The sequence below is a fragment of the Ideonella alba genome, from assembly GCF_018069845.1.
GTDB classification, from domain to species: domain Bacteria; phylum Pseudomonadota; class Gammaproteobacteria; order Burkholderiales; family Burkholderiaceae_C; genus Ideonella; species Ideonella alba.
Map to the genome: position 1 here is coordinate 263,323 of NZ_JAGQDD010000001.1, position 14,897 is coordinate 278,219.

The window sequence follows — 14,897 nt, forward strand, 5'->3', positions numbered from 1 at the left end:
TCAGCGGTCCACCCGGTGGATCGGTTGCGGCGCCACGCGCTCGCGCTGCGCCCGCTGCGCCGCCAGCTCGCCCCTGATCTGCGCCAGCAGTGCCTGCTGTCCGTCACGGTAGAACAGGTTGTGGCTCTCGAAGGGCACCATGCGGCCGTCGGGCAGGGCCATGTGGATGCAGCTCTTCTTCAGCGCGCGGATGTCCAGCGAGCGCGCGTCCATGAACTGCACGATCAGCACGCGAAAGACGCTGCGGTAGTCCAGCCCCTCGGGCGCGGCGATCTGCGGCAGGCAGCACATCAGCTCGCTCAGGCAACTCGCCTGCGATTCAGGTGAGTGATTCGTGCTGAAGAGCTTGAAGACCTGGGACTTGAGCGACTCGTCGCGCTCGAAGACGATGGTGTTGCGGCTGGCCTCGACCAGCGTGGTGGGGTCCAGGAAGCGCGTCAGCGGCTGCAGGCCGCCACCGGGCGTGCGGATCGCGTAGGCCATGGCCAGCGTGTCGGGGTTGCAGGGCACGGGCACCACGTCCTCGGCGGTGAACACGCCGCTTTGGTCGACGATGCGCCGGCGCAGCTCGCTGACCGTCAGGCGGTGCTGGGCCGGGTCATAGCCGTCACAGCGGCCGGCGTCCTGCACCGGCTGCAGCGTCACGCCGCGCACGCAGGGCCAGCCCTGGGCGTGGCGGATGATCTCGCCGATCTCGTCGTCGTTGATCCCTCGCTTGACGGTGACCACCAGCGTGGTCGACACGCCGGCCGCGTCCAGCGCGCGCAGCGCGTCGTCGCGCACGCGGCGCAGGTCGGCGCCGCGCAGGTCCATCAAGGCCTCGCGGCGCAGGGAGTCGAACTGCAGGTAGACCTCGAAGCCCGGCGCGTAGCCCGCCAGCCTCTCGGCAAAGCCCGGCTCCTGCGCGATGCGGATGCCGTTGGTGTTGAGCATCAGGTGGCGGATCGGCCGCGCCTTGGCCGCGTCCAGGATGTCCCAGAAGCGCGGGTGCAGCGTGGGCTCGCCGCCGCTGAGCTGCACCACGTCGGGCTCGCCCTCGCTGGCCACGGCGGCGTCGAGCATGGCCAGCACCTCGTCGAAGCTGCGGTGGGTGAGCCGCTCAGGCCCGCTGCCGGCGTAGCAGGTGGGGCAGCGCAGGTTGCAGTGGTCGGTCAGCTCGACGATGGTCAGGCAGCTGTGCTGCATGTGGTCGGGACACAGGCCGCAATCGAACGGGCAGCCGTATTGCATCGGGGTGGCGAAGCGCTCGGGCATCTCCGGTGCCTTCACATACACCTCGCGGCACAGCCGGTAGTAGGCGGCGTCGTCGCTCACCAGCACGCGCTCGGTGCCGTGCGCCGGGCACCACTTGTCCATGAAGACCTGGTCGTCCTTCAGCACGATCTTCGCCTCCACCGGCCGCAGGCAGGTGGTGCAGACCGAGCTGGTGGTGTCGTAGAACAGCCAGGGGCGGGTCTTGCGGCTCATGCGCCTGTCCTGTGCTGGGCCCGTTGGCAGGCGCGCACGGCCCATTGGCAGGCCGCTGCCAGGACCAGGCTGAGCAGGCCGGTCAGCGCCAGCGATTCGCCGAACTCGTCACGGTGGCCCGGCGGACCGCCCAGCGCGGCACCCAGGCCGAAGACCACGGCCGGGAGGCCACACAGCAGCAGGAACGCCATGGCCAACCGCAGCAGCAGGATCACCGGCCACAGGCCGTTCGTGGGGGCGGGAGAGTTCATCGGGGGCTCAGGATGGGCCGTCCTGTCCGTTGTCGCGGGGGGACGGCGGCGTGGCGGGGGGTGGCGCGGCGGGCGAGAACGGGGACAGATCGACATCGTCCGGCTCGGGCGCTGCGGACAGTTGCCGATCGGCGCGCAGCGCCCGCCGTAGCAGCCAGCCGGTCAGCGCGGCGATGGCCACGCCCACGCCACCCACAGCCAGGAACATGGCGCCATAGGCGCCGCTTTCGCCGCCCTCGGTCACCGAGACCAGCCCAGCCACCACCCCGAAGCCGCCGCACAGGCCAAAGCCGGCGGTGCTGAGCACCAGCAGCGTCAGCCACAGACCGCGCAGGAAGCGCTCTCCCGACCGCTCACCCGGCCGGGCACGCCGCAGGTAGACCACGGCGCCGATGACCAGCAGCAGGATGACCAGGGGGTTCAGCAGGAATCCGATCAGCAGGCTCATCAGCGGTCCTCCGCGGGCGAGGTCTTGAACAACTGGCGGGCCAGCGCCCCGGCAATGAGCAGGCCCACGGACCCCAGTCCGATCGCCAACCCGGCAGCGTCACCGCCGCTCTGCAGGATGATGATGCCTTCCATCACTCCCCAGCTGCCGCACAGGCCGAAGCCGGCCATGAGCACGACCAGTGTCACCACCACCAGGCCGCGCCACAGGCGGGTCAGTGGGCGGGCCGGGGCCCCTGGCCTGGGCTGCGGGCCGCCACGGCTCTGGAAACGCAGGTCCTGCCACAGCGTCCAGCCCGCCACACCCGAGATCAGCAGGCCCGGCAACTGGGTGAACAGCAGCATCGGGGTCCAGGTCTGGATGTCCGGATGGGTGGCCAACTGCCAGCCCAGCATCGCCAGCGCAAACAGTGCCTGCGCCACCACCAACGCGAGCAGCGCCCGGGCGAGCCACTGCCATGTCCGCCCAGGGCCCGACAGCATCGTCGGATCGGCCTGCGCGCGGCGCAGGAACCAGATGGCCAGGGCCATCAGCACAAACGCAAGGTAAGCCATCGTGGTCTTCAGGCGGTGAGCGCGCTGGGGTGCCGGCGCCAGGCACGCGCCAGCAGTGGGGCATAGGCCATCAGGGCGACCAGGCACACCCACTGGATGCCCGAGAGGCCGCCAGCGTACTCGACGCGCACCGGCTTCAGGCTGTCTCCGATCAAGCGCCACAGCAGGTAGGCGCTGAGGAAGAGCTTGAAGCGCAGGCCCGGCACGGCCGCCCAGCGCGCCTGCCCGCGGTGCAGCAGCGTGCCCAGCAGCACGAGGAAGCCGATCTCATAAAGCGCGCTGGGATGGCGCGGCACGCCGTCGCCCTGGTCCACCCCCCAGGGCAGCGTGGTCGGCAGGCCGTAGGTGTCGTCGTGCAGGCCGGCCAGGAAGCAGCCCACGCGGCCCAGCACCAGGCCAGCGATGAGGGGCGTGACCATCAGGTCGCCGGTGGAGGCCCGTTGGCCGGTCAGCGCCTTCGCGGCTTCAATGCCCAGCAGACCGCCCAGCAGGCCGCCGACGATCGACTGCCCCAGCACCAGCGGCCCGCCGGCCCACCAGGCGGCGATCAGGTCGGGCCGCTCGATCGCGAACACCCCCTTGTTGCCGATGGCGGCGCCCAGCAGCAGGCCGGTGAACAGCGCGAAGCTGCCCGATGCGGTGAGCGCCGACAGGCCGCTGCGCTGCCGGGCGCGCCGGTACAGCGCCACGCCCAGCGCGATGCCGCCGTACTCGAACAGCGCGTGGGTCGCATGAGCCACCACGAGGTCAGTGATCATGGGGCATCCGTGTCGTCATGGTCCGAGTCGTTGAAAACCGTGGCGAACTTGTAGGCACCCCAGGCCAGGCCCAAAGCGATCGATCCGAAGCTGAGAGCTGCCCAGGCGCCACCCAATTCACCACCGGTGTGGCCTCGCAACAGGTCGCGGATCCCGATGCCCACCCATGTCGCCCCGCACAGCCCGAAGCCGCACGTGGCCACAATCAGCAGCAAGTACCAGAAGAACTTGATCAAGCCGAACATCACGCCCCCATGGACGAAGTAGGGTCCAGCAGGCGCGCGACGCTGGTCTGCACGGTCTGCGGCGTGACCTCACCCGCAGCCATGGCGGGGCCGATCTTCAATCCCACCTGGTTGAACAGCCCACGGCGCAGCGGCTTGACCATCGCGGTGCCGCCTTCCACGCGCGAGAAGAACGAGCCCCACAGGTTGGTCAGCGCCATCGGCACCACCGGCACCGCGCGGCGCTCCAGGATCTTCGCGATACCACCCTTGAAGGGCTGCAGCTGGCCGTCGCGGGTGATGCCGCCTTCGGGGAAGATGCCCAGCAGGTCGCCCTCGGCCAGCACCTGGTCGGCCGCGGCCAGCGCGGCTTCATAGGCCGCCGGGTCTTCGCCGCGCGGCGCCACCGGGATGGCCTTGGCCAGGCGGAACAGCCAGCCCAGCACCGGCACCTGGAAGATGCGGTGGTCCATCAGGAAGCGGATCGGCCGCGGGCTGGCGGCCATCAGCAGCACCGCGTCGATGAAGCTCACGTGGTTGCAGGCCAGGATCGCCGGGCCCTGGGCCGGGATGTGCTCGTCGCCCTGCACGCGGAAGCGGTAGATGAAGTGGCTCAGCACCCAGGCCACGAAACGCAGCAGGTACTCGGGCACCAGCAGGAACACATAGGCCGCCACCAGCGCATTCGCCAGCGCCAGCAGGCCGAAGACCTGCGGGATGCTGAAACCCGCCTTCAGCAGCATGCCGGCGCCAACGGCGCTGACGATCATGAAGATCGCGTTGAGGATGTTGTTGGCGGCGATGATGCGCGCGCGGTGGCTGGCCGGCGAGCGCAGCTGGATCAGCGCGTACATCGGCACGCTGTACAGGCCGGCGCTGAACGACAGCGCGAACAGATCGGCCAGCACGCGCCAGTTCGCGCCCACCCCCAGGAAGGCGCCCAGCCCCAGGCGATCGCTGGCGGGCACCTGCGACGCGGCCCACCACAGGTCGGCGGCGAACACGCTCATGCCGATCGCGCCCAGCGGCACCAGGCCGATCTCCACATGGCGGCGGCTGAAGGTCTCGCACATCAGCGAGCCCAGGCCCACGCCCACCGAGAACACCACCAGCAGCAGCGAGGCCACGTGCTCGTCGCCATGCAGCACGTCCTTGGCGAAGCTGGGGAACTGGCCCAGGAAGACCGCGCCGAAGAACCACATCCACGAGATGCCCAGCAGCGAGCGGAAGACCACCAGGTTGCCGTGCGCCAGCCGCAGGTTGCGCCAGGTCTCGGTGACCGGGTTCCAGTTGATGACCAGGTTCGGCGAGGTGGACGGCGTGGGCGGGATGCGCTGCGCCACCGCGCGGCCGATGACCGCCAGTGTCAGCGCCGTCCAGGCCACCGCCTCGGCGCCGGTGAGCCACCAGCCGTCGGGGAGCGCGATCAGCACGCCGCCCACCACATTGCCCAGCAGGATGGCCACGAAGGTGCCCATCTCGACCATGCCGTTGCCGCCGGTGATCTCGCGCTCGTCCAGGTGCTGCGGCAGGTAGGCGTACTTGACCGGGCCGAACAGCGTGCTGTGCAGGCCCAGGCCGAAGATGCAGCCCAGCAGCAGCGATGGCCATTGCAGGTGCAGCCCCACCATCGCCGCCACCATGATGGCGATCTCCAGGCTCTTGACCAGCTGCGCCAGGCGCGCCTTGTCGTACTTGTCGGCCAGCTGCCCCGAGGTGGCCGAGAACAGCAGGAAGGGCAGGATGAAGACCGCGCCGATCACCAGGCCTGCCAGCTCGGGGGGCAGCCAGGCCACCTCGATGCGGTAGGTCACCAGCATCGTGAAGGCGAACTTGAAGACGTTGTCATTCGCGGCGCCCAGGAATTGCGTCCAGAAGAAGGGCGCAAAGCGGCGCTGGCGCAGCAGGGCGAACTGGTTGGGGTGCGGCTGGGCGCTCACGCGGGGCTCCTCCTGAGGGTGTCTGGACTGTAGCGGCTTGGTGGTCAGCGAACGGTCTGCACCGGGCCCCCCAGATGGGCGATCTGCAGCCAGTCGACAACGGCGTCGACGGTGGTGGTCTCGATGCGGTCGGCGAAGCGCTTGTCGTTGGGGTGGTCGTCGAAGGCGATGTTGGCGCGGGTGGCGCGCGCGCCCAGGCGGGTCAGCGGGCCCAGGTGCAGCACCGTCGGCGTGAAGCCGCGCAACTGCAGCCAGGCCTGGGCGCGCGGGCGGTCGCTGGCGCCCTCGTCGGCGGCGCCGGCCAGGGTTTCGATCGCCCACTGGTTGCTCTGCTGGTAGCGCGTGGCCCAGGGGTAGGCCAGCATGTTGTAGCGCGGCTCGTGCCAGCGCAGCACGCGCGCATCGTCCTGCAGCAGCGGCAGCAGGCGGGCCTGCAGCTCCGGCGTGGGCACCAGGTACGCGGCCTCGTAGCGCCACGGCCGGTCCAGGAAGAACTCGGCCAGACCCTGGCCATAGACCTGGGCCTGGTCGCTGCCGCAGTGGTTGAGCTTGTGCACCACGCGCCAGCTCGTCTGGCCGCTGGCATCGGTCTGCCGGTAGGCCCAGCCCATGTGCGACCAGCGCAGGCGGTAGGCGCTGAGGTCCTGGCCGGCGCGGGCCAGCAGGACCACGCTGGCGCCGCTGGCCTGCAGCGCGGCCTCGGTGCGCACGGCCAGGGCCAGGCCCTGCTGGACCTCGGCCACCGTGGGCGGCTCGGACGTGCAGGGGCGGCCCGCCAGGGCGGTGGGTGCTGTCAGCAGCGCGACGACCAGCGCAGCGGTGCGCCAGAGGGCGCTCATCGCGACAGCGGCTGGTGGTGGAACAGGCGGGCGTGCGCCGCATCGGGCAGCACCGCCACGGCGCGGCTGCCGTCCACCAGCAGCCAGCCAGCCTCGACCGCCACCAGCGTCAGCGCCTGGCCCACCGCCAGCGCGCTGGCGCCGGCGGCGGTCAGCACGATGCGCGCGCCATCGGCGCTGCGCTCGAGCACCCACACGCTGCCCTCGGCGGTCACCTCCACGGCCTTCACCAGCAGCACGCCGGTGCCCACCGACAGCAGCAGCGGCGCGCCCACCAGGGTCAGCACCGGCAGCGCCGACAGTGCCGCCGAGGCCTCGGACGGGCCGCCGCGGTGGGCGCGCACCGGGGTGGCCGACAGCACGGTCAGCAGGGCCAGGGTCAGCGGCAGCAGGGGCCGCAGAGGGCGACGGGCCATGGTGGGGTCCCGAGGGGGTCGGGTCCGTTGTTGAACAGGGCTTCATCTTGGCGCGAGGGCGGCCAGGAGTGGCTTGAATCAATGCCGTGTGCCGTCGCTTGACCCTGGCGGTATCGTTTGGTGATACTTCGGCCATGTCGACCACCCAGGCCCTGATCCAGGTGATGAAGGCCGAGCTGAAGGCCGCCGGCTGGACCTACGCCGCGCTGGCGCGTGAGCTGGGCCTGGCCGAATCCAGCGTCAAGCGCATGTTCGCCCGCGGCGACATGCCACTGGCCCGCATCGATGCGATCTGCGAGGTGCTGAAGACCGACTTCACCGAGCTCAGCCGCCGCGTGGCCGCCGCCCAGCCCGAGCGCCACGAGCTGACGCTGGAGCAGGAGCGCGCCGTGGTGGCCGACCGCAAGCTGCTGCTGATGGCGGTGTGCTGCCAGAGCCAGTGGACGCTGGAGCAGGTGGTGGCGCACTACCGCCTGAGCGAGACCGAGGGCATCGCGCTGCTGGCCCAGCTGGACCGCCTGGGCATCATCGAGCTGCGGCCGCACAACCGCTACCGGCTGAAGCTGGCCAAGGCCTTTCGCTGGCGGCCGCACGGTCCGGTGATGGCCTTCTTCCGCGAGCAGGTGGTGGGCGACTTCTTCGGCGGCGGTTTTGACGGCGAGGGCGAGCTGCTGACGCTGGTCCACGGCCAGATCCGCCCGGCGCTGGTGGCTTCGTACAACGACCGCCTGCAGCGCCTGGCCCAGGACTTTGCCCAGCAGCACCTGGCCGACCAGAAGCTGCCACCCGACCAGAAGCAGGCCTGCACGCTGCTGATCGGCCTGCGCAGCTGGCTGTTCGGCGCCTTTCGCGAGCTGCGGCGCAGCGGCGTCTGATCAGGGGCGCGCGTCCTCGCGCGGGCGCCCCACCGCGAGCTGCAGCGACAGCAGCGCGGCGGCCAGCTCGTCCTGCACCGCCAGCAGCGCCGACAGGCCGGCGCGCATCGCCGCATGCCGGCCTTCGCGCCACAGGCCGTCGAGCTGGTCCACCTCGCGGTGCAGCTGGCGATGCAGGGCGTCGATCCGGGCGGTGGCCCCGTGTGCCGCGTAGCGCAGCCGGCCATCGGCCTCGAACCAGGTGCCGAAGGCGCAGCGGGTGGGGTCGCCGAAATGCTGGTGCGGGATCGGCCGCTGTTCCAGCACCGCGCGCTGCACCTGCTCCACCCAGGCGCGCAGCTGGATCTCGGCAGTGAGCAGCTGCCGGTCGGTGTCGCTCCAGTGCAGCGGCGCCACCGCCTGCCAGGACGGGTCGGGCCGCCAGGCGGCCAGCCAGGGCAGCCAGTCGCCGGCCGGCATCGCGCGGGCGATGCCGTGGCCCTGCGCCAGGTCGCCGTCGAGCTGCAGCAGCATGCGGCCGTGCAGCGCCGATTCAATGCCCTCGGCCAGCACCTGGCGGCCGAAGGCGCGCGCCAGCTCGATCACGCCGCGCACGATGATCAGGTTGTCCAGGTCGGTGGGCAGCTCGCGCACGAAGCCCAGGTCGATCTTGATCAGCTCGATCGGCAGGCGCTTGAGGTAGCTCAGCGAGGAGTAGCCGGCGCCGAAGTCGTCCAGCGCCACGCTGACGCCCAGCGCGCGGCAGTCGTCAATCACCCGCGCGGTGCGCACGATGTCCTCCAGCGCGGTGGTCTCCAGCACCTCCAGCGCCAGCAGACCGGCCACTGCCGGGTGCCGGGCCTGGGCCGCCTGCAGGCGGTCGATGAAGTCGCGCTGCTGCAGGTGGCGGCCGGCGATGTTGACGCTCACCGGCAGCCGCTGGCCGGCGGCGTGCCAGGCATCGAGCTGGCTCAGCGCCTGCTCGATGACCCAGTCGCCGACCGACTCGATCAGCTCGGCGTCGTCGATCTGCGGCAGGAAATCGCCCGGCGCCAGCAGCCCGCGCTGCGGGTGCTGCCAGCGGATCAGCGCCTCGGCGCCGACCACGCGGCCGGCGCGCAGGTCCACCTGCGGCTGGTAATGCAGCACCAGCTCGCCCTGGCGCAGCGCATCGGCCAGGCGCGCCACATGGCCGTGGCGGTGGCGCTGGTGGCGATCCTCCTCGGCGTTGAAGAAGCGGTAGCCGTTCTTGCCGGCCTGCTTGGCCTGGTACATCGCCTGATCGGCGTGGCGCAGCAGCGTGTCGGGGCCTTCGTCGTCGGCGGGGAACAGGGTCACGCCGACGCTGGCCGACACCGTGGTCGGTTGCGGCAGGCCGGCCAGCGGCTGGGCCACCACGGCGATCAGGCGGCGCAGCACCTCCTCGACCTCGTCCACCGAGCCCAGGCCGTTGAGCAGCAGCGCGAACTCGTCGCCGCCCAGGCGCGCCACGGTGTCACCGCCGCGCACCGCGCGCAGCAGGCGCTGGCCGATCTCCACCAGCACGCGGTCACCGGCCTCGTGGCCCCACTGGTCGTTGATCGGCTTGAAGCCGTCCAGGTCGAGCAGGCAGACCGCCAGCAGGCGACCCCCGTGGCGCGCCTGGGCGATGCCATGGCCCAGGCGCTCGGCCAGCAGCTTGCGGTTGGGCAGCTCGGTCAGCGCATCGAAATAGGCCAGCTGCTTGAGCTGGCGCTCCTGGTGCTTGAGGTGGCCGATGTCGGCGAACACCGCGACGAAGTTGCGCGTCTGGCCTTCGGCGTCGCGCACCGCGGCGATCGACAGCAGCTCGGGGTAGATCGCGCCCTCGCGGTTGCGGTTCCAGATCTCGCCCGACCAGCGTCCGGTGTCGGCGATCGAGCGCCACATCGCGCGGTAGAACGCGTCGTCGTGGTAGCCCGACTTCAGCACGCGCGGGTTGCGGCCGATCACCTCCTCGCGCGTCCAGCCGGTGATGCGGGTGAAGGCCGGGTTGACGTCGAGGATGTTGCCCTGCGCGTCGGTCAGCGTGATGCCGTCGTGGGCGTTGCGAAAGGCGGTGGCGTGCAGCGTCAGCAACTGCTGGGCGGCCAGCTGGGCGTCGTACAGCCGGGCCAGCTCGGCATGGGTGCGCTGCAGGCTGCGGCGCGCCCGCGCCAGGTGCCACAGCAGCCAGCCCACCGCGCCGGCCAGCAGCACGCTGACCGCCGACAGCGCCTGGCGGTAGCGCGTGGCCTGCGCCGCCGCGCGCGCGTGGCCCGCGGTGTAGTGGTGGGCCAGCGCATCGACGCGCGCGTCGGTGCCCAGGGCCAGCAACTGCCGGTCCAGCGCATCCAGGCGCGCCTCGCGCTCGACCAGCACCGCGCCGTGGCGGCGCAACTGGGCCACCGGCTCGGCCAGGACGCCGGACCCGTCCAGGGTCAGCGGGGGCGGCGGGTGGCGTTCGGCGCCGAGCGTGCCCGCACTCAGCTGGCGGGCGTAGCGCCCGATCGCCTCGCGCTGGGTCGCGCTCAGGCGCTCGGCCGCGGGCCCGTCGAGCAGCTCACGCGTCAGCGCGTCCAGGTAGTTCAGCGAGTTGCTCAGCACCGCGTTCTCGCGGCGGAACTGGTCGACCAGATCGGCTTTCTCGATCAGCGCCGCAGCCAGCGCGTCGGCCTCGGCGGCCACCGTCGGTGCGTCCCGGTCCAGCAGGAAACTCGGCGGCGGCGCGAGCTGCCCGGCCAGTTGCGAGAGCTGGCCGGTGTGGCTGGTCAGGTCATCGTAGTGGCGGTTGCGTTGCCAGCGCGCTGCCAGCAGGTCGCGGTCGACCGCGGCGTTCAGGCTGCGCACATCGTGCAGCCGCTCCGAGTACGCGGCATGGACCCCTGCCGGCACCGCGCTGGCCCCGCGCTCCAGCACCGCGAACAGCCCCACCGCCAGCGCCATCAGCAGCGCGATCCCGGCGCGCGCACGCCAGCCGCGGCCTGCCGGCCCGCCAAAGCGTGGCGCTGTCGTGCCGCTCACTGCAGGGCCTGTCCCTGCCAACGGCCGGTCAGCGCGTGCAGGAAGGCGACGATCAGGTCCACGTCCTGCGCCGCCATGTCCTGTCCCAGCTGCACCCGCGCCATGGTGCGCACCGCGTCCTCCAGCGTGGCCGCCGAGGCGTCGTGGAAGTAGGGCGCGGTCAGCGCCACGTTGCGCAGGCCGGGCACCTTGAAGACGCCGCGGTCGGCCTCGCGGCCGGTGACGGCCTGGCGTCCGCTGTCGCGCGCGACGGCGGGCGGCGGAGCCTCCATCACCCCGAAGCGCTGGAACATGTTGCCGCCGATGCCCACGCCCTGGTGGCAACTGACACAGCCCAGCTCGATGAAGCGCTGCAGCCCGGCGCGCTGGCGCGCATCGAGCGCCCCGGGCTCGCCGCGCAGGAAGCGGTCCAGGGGGCTGTCCGGCGTCAGCAGGGTCTCCTCGAAGCTGGCCAGCGCGTCCACGATGTGCTCGGCCGTGGGCGGCCCGCCATAGGCGCTGGCAAAGGCCTCGCGGTAGCTGGCGTCGGCGCGCAGCTTGTCCAGGACCTCGGGCCAGCTGGAGGCCATCTCCACCGGGTTGTGCACCGGCCCGGCGGCCTGCTCGCGCAGTGAGCCGGCGCGGCCATCCCAGAACTGCACGAAGTTCAGGCTGGCGTTGAACACCGTGGGCGCGTTGCGCTGCCCGGGCTGACCCCGCACGCCCAGTGACACCGGGCGGGCGTCGGCGCCGCCATGGGCCAGGTCATGGCAGCTGGCGCAGGACAGACTGTTGTCGTGCGACAGACGGGTCTCGTGGAACAGGCGCTCGCCCAGCGCCACCCGCTCTGCCGGCAGCGCCGGCACTGGCGGCAGCGGCTGCAGGGCCTGGAAGGGCAGGGCCGGCGTGGGACCGGGTGGCGGCATGGGCGGCGCCTCGCGTTCCTCGCCGCCGAGGATCCAGCCGATGCACAGGCCGATGCACAGCAGCACCAGCGCAGCAATCAGGGTAGGGCGGAACGGCATGGCGACACTCGGCGCCCGCCAGTGATGGCGGGGCCGCCATGGTTGGCCGAAGTGCCGCGTGAGGGCTTGACTGTCGTCAAAGGTGGCGGCGCGTGGCAGCCGGCGCGCGGGTCCGCCGTGCGATGCGCACGGTCTGCGCGCGCGCGGCGGGCTGGCTCAGACCGCGCCCAGCGCGCCGGCCAGCGCCCCCGCCGCCAGCAGTGCCCACACCGGCCAGCGCGTGCGCAGCACGGCCAGCGCGGTGCCCGCCGCCAGGGCCAGGGCGACCGGGGTATCGCTGCCCAGCCCGGCGCCACGGCCGATGAACACCGCCGTGCCCAGCATCGCGGCCACCACCACCGGCTCCATGCCGCGCCGAAAGGCCTGCAGCAGCGCATGCGCGTGCCAGCGCTGTGCCAGATGGGCCGCCAGGCAGGCCAACACAGAACTGGGCAGCAGCAGCCCGAACAGCGCGGTGCCCGCGGCGGCCGCTGCCAGCCCGGCCTGCACCGCCAGGCCCTCCCCGGCGTGCTGCCAGCCGATCAGCCAGCCGGCCAGCGCCACGTAGAGCACATTCGGCCCGGGGGCGGCCTGGGCCAGCGTCAGGCTGCGGGTGAAGTCGGCTTCGCTGAGCCAGCCCTGCTCGCTGACCAGCAGGCGGTGCAGGTCGGGGGCGACGGTCATCGCGCCGCCGATCGTGAACGGCGACAAGCCCAGGTGGATCAGCCACAGCTGGCCCAGGTCCAGGGGTGCAGCCATCGGCAGCTCAGCGCGGTGGGCGCAGGCAGCGCCAGGTCAGCCCGCAGGCCGGCAGGCCGACCAGCAGCACCACGCCCACCATCGGCAGGCCCAGCAACAGGGTCGCCAGCGCCAGGGCGGCCAGCGCCAGTGCCGGCGCGCGGCCCAGCGGGTGAGCCGACAGGCCCGCGGCCAGGCGCAGGCCGGCCCCGGCCACCAGGCCCGCCGCCAACGCCGAGAGCCCGGCGATCGCGCCCTTCACCACCGGCCAGGACTCCACCTGGGCCAAGGCGGTGGCCAGCAACACCAGCAGCAGCGTCGGGGCCAGCAGCAGACCGCCCAGGGCGCTCAGCGCGCCGCGCCAGCCAAACTGGCGCCAGCCGTACATCAGGGCCAGGTTGCAGACGTTGGGGCCGGGCAGCACCTGGGCGGTGGCCCAGTCACCCGCAAAGCCGGCTTCATCCATCCAGGCGCGGCGCTCCACCAGTTCGCGGTGCACCACGCCCAGCACACCGCCGAAGCCCTGCAGCGCCAGCCCGGTAAAGACCAGGAACAACTCGCCCAGGTGGGCTGGGCGTTGCAGCGGGCCGCTCATGGCCCCGCTCAGCGCTTCACCGCGGCCGGCTCCAGGCCGGTGGCGCGCACGATCTCGGCCACCGCGGCAGAGGCCAGGAACCGCGCCAGGTGCGTGGCCAGCTCGGCCTGCTTGCTGTCCTTGACGAGGCCGACAGAGAAGAAGATCGTCTGCTGTACTTCGTCCGGCAGGGTGCCGATGAAGTCCAGCTCCTTGAAGTAGATCAGCTCGCTGACCTGCTGGAAGCCCAGCTCGGCGTCGCCGCGCGCCACCACCGCACCCACGCGCTCGCTGAGGATGCGCTTGCCGGTCTCCTTCAGCCGCTCGGCCACGCCCAGCTTCGGGAACAGCTCGGTCGACAGGTAGGTGCCGCTGGCGCTGGCCGAGTAGGCCACCGACTTGGCGTCCAGCAGCGTCTTCTTCAGCGCCTCGACGGTGCTGATGTCGGGCTTGGGCGTGCCCTTGCGCACCGCGGCGCCGATCTTCGAGCGCGCCAGATCGACCCGTGAGCCGGGCTGCACCTGTCCGGCCTTGACCAGCGCCTCCAGCCCGCCCTCGGAGAGGATCACCAGGTCGAACACCTCGCCACGGGCGAAGCGGCTGGGAATGGAATCGGGTGCATTGCCGATCGAGGCGCCGAAGCTGCTGATCACGGTGTGGCCGGTGGCCTGCTCGTAGATCGGGATCAGCTGCTTGTAGGCCTCGGTGAAGGCGCCCGAGGTGACGACGCGGATCTCGGCGGCCCAGGCGCCCACCTGGGCCAGGGCCAGACCGGCCAGCAGCGACAGGCGCAGCAGTGCGCGGCGGTGCAGGGTGTTCATGGCTTGTCTCCTGTTCTGTTGAACGACTCAGTCGATCTTGATCTTGCGGTCGCGGATCACACGGCCCCACATCGCCGACTCACGAGCGATCTCCTGCGCCAGCTCCTCGCGCGTGCCCGGCGCGGGCGGCATGCCGTGCTGGTTCAGCTCGGCCACCACGTCGGGTGACTTCAGCACCTTGACCAGCTCGGTGTTCCAGCGGTCCAGGATGGGCTTGGGCACCTTGGACGAGGCCACGAAGGCGTACCAGTTGGTGGCCAGGTAGCCGGGGAAGCCCGACTCGGCGATGGTGGGCACGTTGGGCAGCTGCGGAATGCGCTTGGCACCGGTCACCGCCAGCGGGATCAGCTTGCCGGCGTCGATGTGCTGCTGTGCGGTGGACAGCGTCGAGTAATAGGCCGCCACGCGGCCGCCCAGCAGGTCCTGCAGCGCCGGTGCGCCGCCCTTGTAGGGGATGTGGACGGTGTCGATCTTGGCCATGTCGTCCATCAGCTCACCCGCCAGGTGCGAGGCCGAGCCGGCGCCGGTGGAGGCGTAGTCGAGCTTGCCGGGGTTCTTGCGCGCGAAATCGATGAACTCGGCAAAGGTCCTGATCTTCAGCCCGCTGTGCACCACCAGCACGTTGGGGAAGTTCACGCCCATGGTCACCGGTGCCAGGTCCTTGACCGGGTCGTAGGGCAGCTTCATCAGGTGCGGCGCGATCGCCAGCGGCCCCACCGAGCCGAACAGCAGCACCGAGCCATCGGCCGGGCCGGTGGCGGCGAACTGGTGCGCGATGTTGCCGCCGGCGCCGGCCTTGTTGTCGATCACCACGGTGAAGCCGGTGTTGTCGGCCAGCTTCTTGCCGATGATGCGCGCGGCAGTGTCGGCCGCGCCGCCGGCGGCGAAGCCGACGACGATGGTGAGGTTCTTCTTGGCGGGCAGGTCCTGCGCCTGGCCGCACAGTGGCATCAGCGCGATGGCCAGGGTGGCCAGCAGAGGTCGGCGGTTCATGGGTGTCTCCTTGGGG

16 protein-coding genes are annotated in these 14,897 nt (G+C 71.6%); 1 reads left to right on the top strand and 15 read right to left on the bottom strand.

Annotated features, from left to right (window positions below; genetic code table 11):
• Genes KAK03_RS01080 through KAK03_RS01120 form a run of 9 tightly spaced genes read right to left on the bottom strand, consistent with a single transcriptional unit; the run spans position 1 to position 6,897 of the window.
• Positions 1 to 1,467: a radical SAM protein gene (locus KAK03_RS01080; RefSeq protein ID WP_210851239.1), complete on the bottom strand. Its 1,467-nt coding sequence runs from the start codon at positions 1,465 to 1,467 to the stop codon at positions 1 to 3.
• Entirely contained in the window at positions 1,464 to 1,718 is a 255-nt protein-coding gene (locus KAK03_RS01085; RefSeq protein ID WP_210851242.1) for a hypothetical protein, read from the bottom strand. The genes KAK03_RS01080 and KAK03_RS01085 overlap by 4 nt, the downstream gene beginning before the upstream one ends.
• Positions 1,719 to 1,725: 7 nt before the next feature.
• A complete protein-coding gene (locus KAK03_RS01090) occupies positions 1,726 to 2,166 on the bottom strand; it encodes a hypothetical protein (RefSeq protein ID WP_210851244.1) in 441 nt (146 codons plus the stop codon).
• Positions 2,166 to 2,720 (bottom strand): hypothetical protein, encoded by a 555-nt coding sequence (locus KAK03_RS01095; protein WP_210851246.1) that lies wholly within the window; start codon positions 2,718 to 2,720, stop codon positions 2,166 to 2,168. The genes KAK03_RS01090 and KAK03_RS01095 overlap by 1 nt, the downstream gene beginning before the upstream one ends.
• Before the next feature lie 8 nt (positions 2,721 to 2,728).
• Positions 2,729 to 3,478, bottom strand: a complete 750-nt coding sequence (locus KAK03_RS01100; protein ID WP_210851248.1) for a prolipoprotein diacylglyceryl transferase — start codon at positions 3,476 to 3,478, stop codon at positions 2,729 to 2,731.
• The gene (locus KAK03_RS01105; protein WP_210851250.1) at positions 3,475 to 3,723 is read right to left on the bottom strand and encodes a hypothetical protein; all 249 of its coding nucleotides are present in this window, start codon (positions 3,721 to 3,723) and stop codon (positions 3,475 to 3,477) included. The genes KAK03_RS01100 and KAK03_RS01105 overlap by 4 nt, the downstream gene beginning before the upstream one ends.
• On the bottom strand, positions 3,723 to 5,642 hold the full coding sequence (locus tag KAK03_RS01110) for an MFS transporter (RefSeq protein WP_310738431.1): 1,920 nt from the start codon (positions 5,640 to 5,642) through the stop codon (positions 3,723 to 3,725). The genes KAK03_RS01105 and KAK03_RS01110 overlap by 1 nt, the downstream gene beginning before the upstream one ends.
• A gap of 44 nt (positions 5,643 to 5,686) precedes the next feature.
• Entirely contained in the window at positions 5,687 to 6,481 is a 795-nt protein-coding gene (locus KAK03_RS01115) for a DUF2145 domain-containing protein (protein ID WP_210851252.1), read from the bottom strand.
• A complete protein-coding gene (locus KAK03_RS01120; protein WP_210851254.1) occupies positions 6,478 to 6,897 on the bottom strand; it encodes a hypothetical protein in 420 nt (139 codons plus the stop codon). The genes KAK03_RS01115 and KAK03_RS01120 overlap by 4 nt, the downstream gene beginning before the upstream one ends.
• A 134-nt stretch (positions 6,898 to 7,031) precedes the next feature.
• On the opposite strand from KAK03_RS01120, the gene KAK03_RS01125 reads away from it, so the two are divergent.
• Positions 7,032 to 7,772: a helix-turn-helix domain-containing protein gene (locus tag KAK03_RS01125; RefSeq protein WP_210851256.1), complete on the top strand. Its 741-nt coding sequence runs from the start codon at positions 7,032 to 7,034 to the stop codon at positions 7,770 to 7,772.
• Here KAK03_RS01125 and KAK03_RS01130 read toward each other — a convergent pair whose 3' ends face one another.
• The 6 genes from KAK03_RS01130 to KAK03_RS01155 all read right to left on the bottom strand — a co-directional run bounded on the left by KAK03_RS01130 (position 7,773) and on the right by KAK03_RS01155 (position 14,881).
• On the bottom strand, positions 7,773 to 10,772 hold the full coding sequence (locus tag KAK03_RS01130) for an EAL domain-containing protein (RefSeq protein ID WP_210851258.1): 3,000 nt from the start codon (positions 10,770 to 10,772) through the stop codon (positions 7,773 to 7,775).
• A complete protein-coding gene (locus tag KAK03_RS01135) occupies positions 10,769 to 11,776 on the bottom strand; it encodes a cytochrome-c peroxidase (protein ID WP_210851259.1) in 1,008 nt (335 codons plus the stop codon). The genes KAK03_RS01130 and KAK03_RS01135 overlap by 4 nt, the downstream gene beginning before the upstream one ends.
• Before the next feature lie 156 nt (positions 11,777 to 11,932).
• On the bottom strand, positions 11,933 to 12,514 hold the full coding sequence (locus tag KAK03_RS01140) for a chromate transporter (protein WP_210851261.1): 582 nt from the start codon (positions 12,512 to 12,514) through the stop codon (positions 11,933 to 11,935).
• A 7-nt stretch (positions 12,515 to 12,521) separates the two neighbouring features.
• A complete protein-coding gene (locus KAK03_RS01145) occupies positions 12,522 to 13,088 on the bottom strand; it encodes a chromate transporter (RefSeq protein ID WP_210851263.1) in 567 nt (188 codons plus the stop codon).
• 8 nt (positions 13,089 to 13,096) lie between these two features.
• Positions 13,097 to 13,888: a substrate-binding domain-containing protein gene (locus KAK03_RS01150; protein ID WP_210851265.1), complete on the bottom strand. Its 792-nt coding sequence runs from the start codon at positions 13,886 to 13,888 to the stop codon at positions 13,097 to 13,099.
• 27 nt (positions 13,889 to 13,915) lie between these two features.
• A complete protein-coding gene (locus KAK03_RS01155; RefSeq protein ID WP_210851266.1) occupies positions 13,916 to 14,881 on the bottom strand; it encodes a Bug family tripartite tricarboxylate transporter substrate binding protein in 966 nt (321 codons plus the stop codon).
• Positions 14,882 to 14,897 lie beyond the last annotated feature (16 nt).

Excerpts from the sequence above, each read along its gene's own strand:
- KAK03_RS01080 (WP_210851239.1), bottom strand. The coding sequence starts at position 1,467 with ATGAGCCGCAAGACCCGCCCCTGGCTGTTCTACGACACCACCAGCTCG.
- KAK03_RS01085 (WP_210851242.1), bottom strand. The coding sequence starts at position 1,718 with ATGAACTCTCCCGCCCCCACGAACGGCCTGTGGCCGGTGATCCTGCTG.
- KAK03_RS01090 (WP_210851244.1), bottom strand. The coding sequence starts at position 2,166 with ATGAGCCTGCTGATCGGATTCCTGCTGAACCCCCTGGTCATCCTGCTG.
- KAK03_RS01095 (WP_210851246.1), bottom strand. The coding sequence starts at position 2,720 with ATGGCTTACCTTGCGTTTGTGCTGATGGCCCTGGCCATCTGGTTCCTG.
- KAK03_RS01100 (WP_210851248.1), bottom strand. The coding sequence starts at position 3,478 with ATGATCACTGACCTCGTGGTGGCTCATGCGACCCACGCGCTGTTCGAG.
- KAK03_RS01105 (WP_210851250.1), bottom strand. The coding sequence starts at position 3,723 with ATGTTCGGCTTGATCAAGTTCTTCTGGTACTTGCTGCTGATTGTGGCC.
- KAK03_RS01115 (WP_210851252.1), bottom strand. The coding sequence starts at position 6,481 with ATGAGCGCCCTCTGGCGCACCGCTGCGCTGGTCGTCGCGCTGCTGACA.
- KAK03_RS01120 (WP_210851254.1), bottom strand. The coding sequence starts at position 6,897 with ATGGCCCGTCGCCCTCTGCGGCCCCTGCTGCCGCTGACCCTGGCCCTG.
- KAK03_RS01125 (WP_210851256.1), top strand. The coding sequence starts at position 7,032 with ATGTCGACCACCCAGGCCCTGATCCAGGTGATGAAGGCCGAGCTGAAG.
- KAK03_RS01135 (WP_210851259.1), bottom strand. The coding sequence starts at position 11,776 with ATGCCGTTCCGCCCTACCCTGATTGCTGCGCTGGTGCTGCTGTGCATC.
- KAK03_RS01140 (WP_210851261.1), bottom strand. The coding sequence starts at position 12,514 with ATGGCTGCACCCCTGGACCTGGGCCAGCTGTGGCTGATCCACCTGGGC.
- KAK03_RS01145 (WP_210851263.1), bottom strand. The coding sequence starts at position 13,088 with ATGAGCGGCCCGCTGCAACGCCCAGCCCACCTGGGCGAGTTGTTCCTG.
- KAK03_RS01150 (WP_210851265.1), bottom strand. The coding sequence starts at position 13,888 with ATGAACACCCTGCACCGCCGCGCACTGCTGCGCCTGTCGCTGCTGGCC.
- KAK03_RS01155 (WP_210851266.1), bottom strand. The coding sequence starts at position 14,881 with ATGAACCGCCGACCTCTGCTGGCCACCCTGGCCATCGCGCTGATGCCA.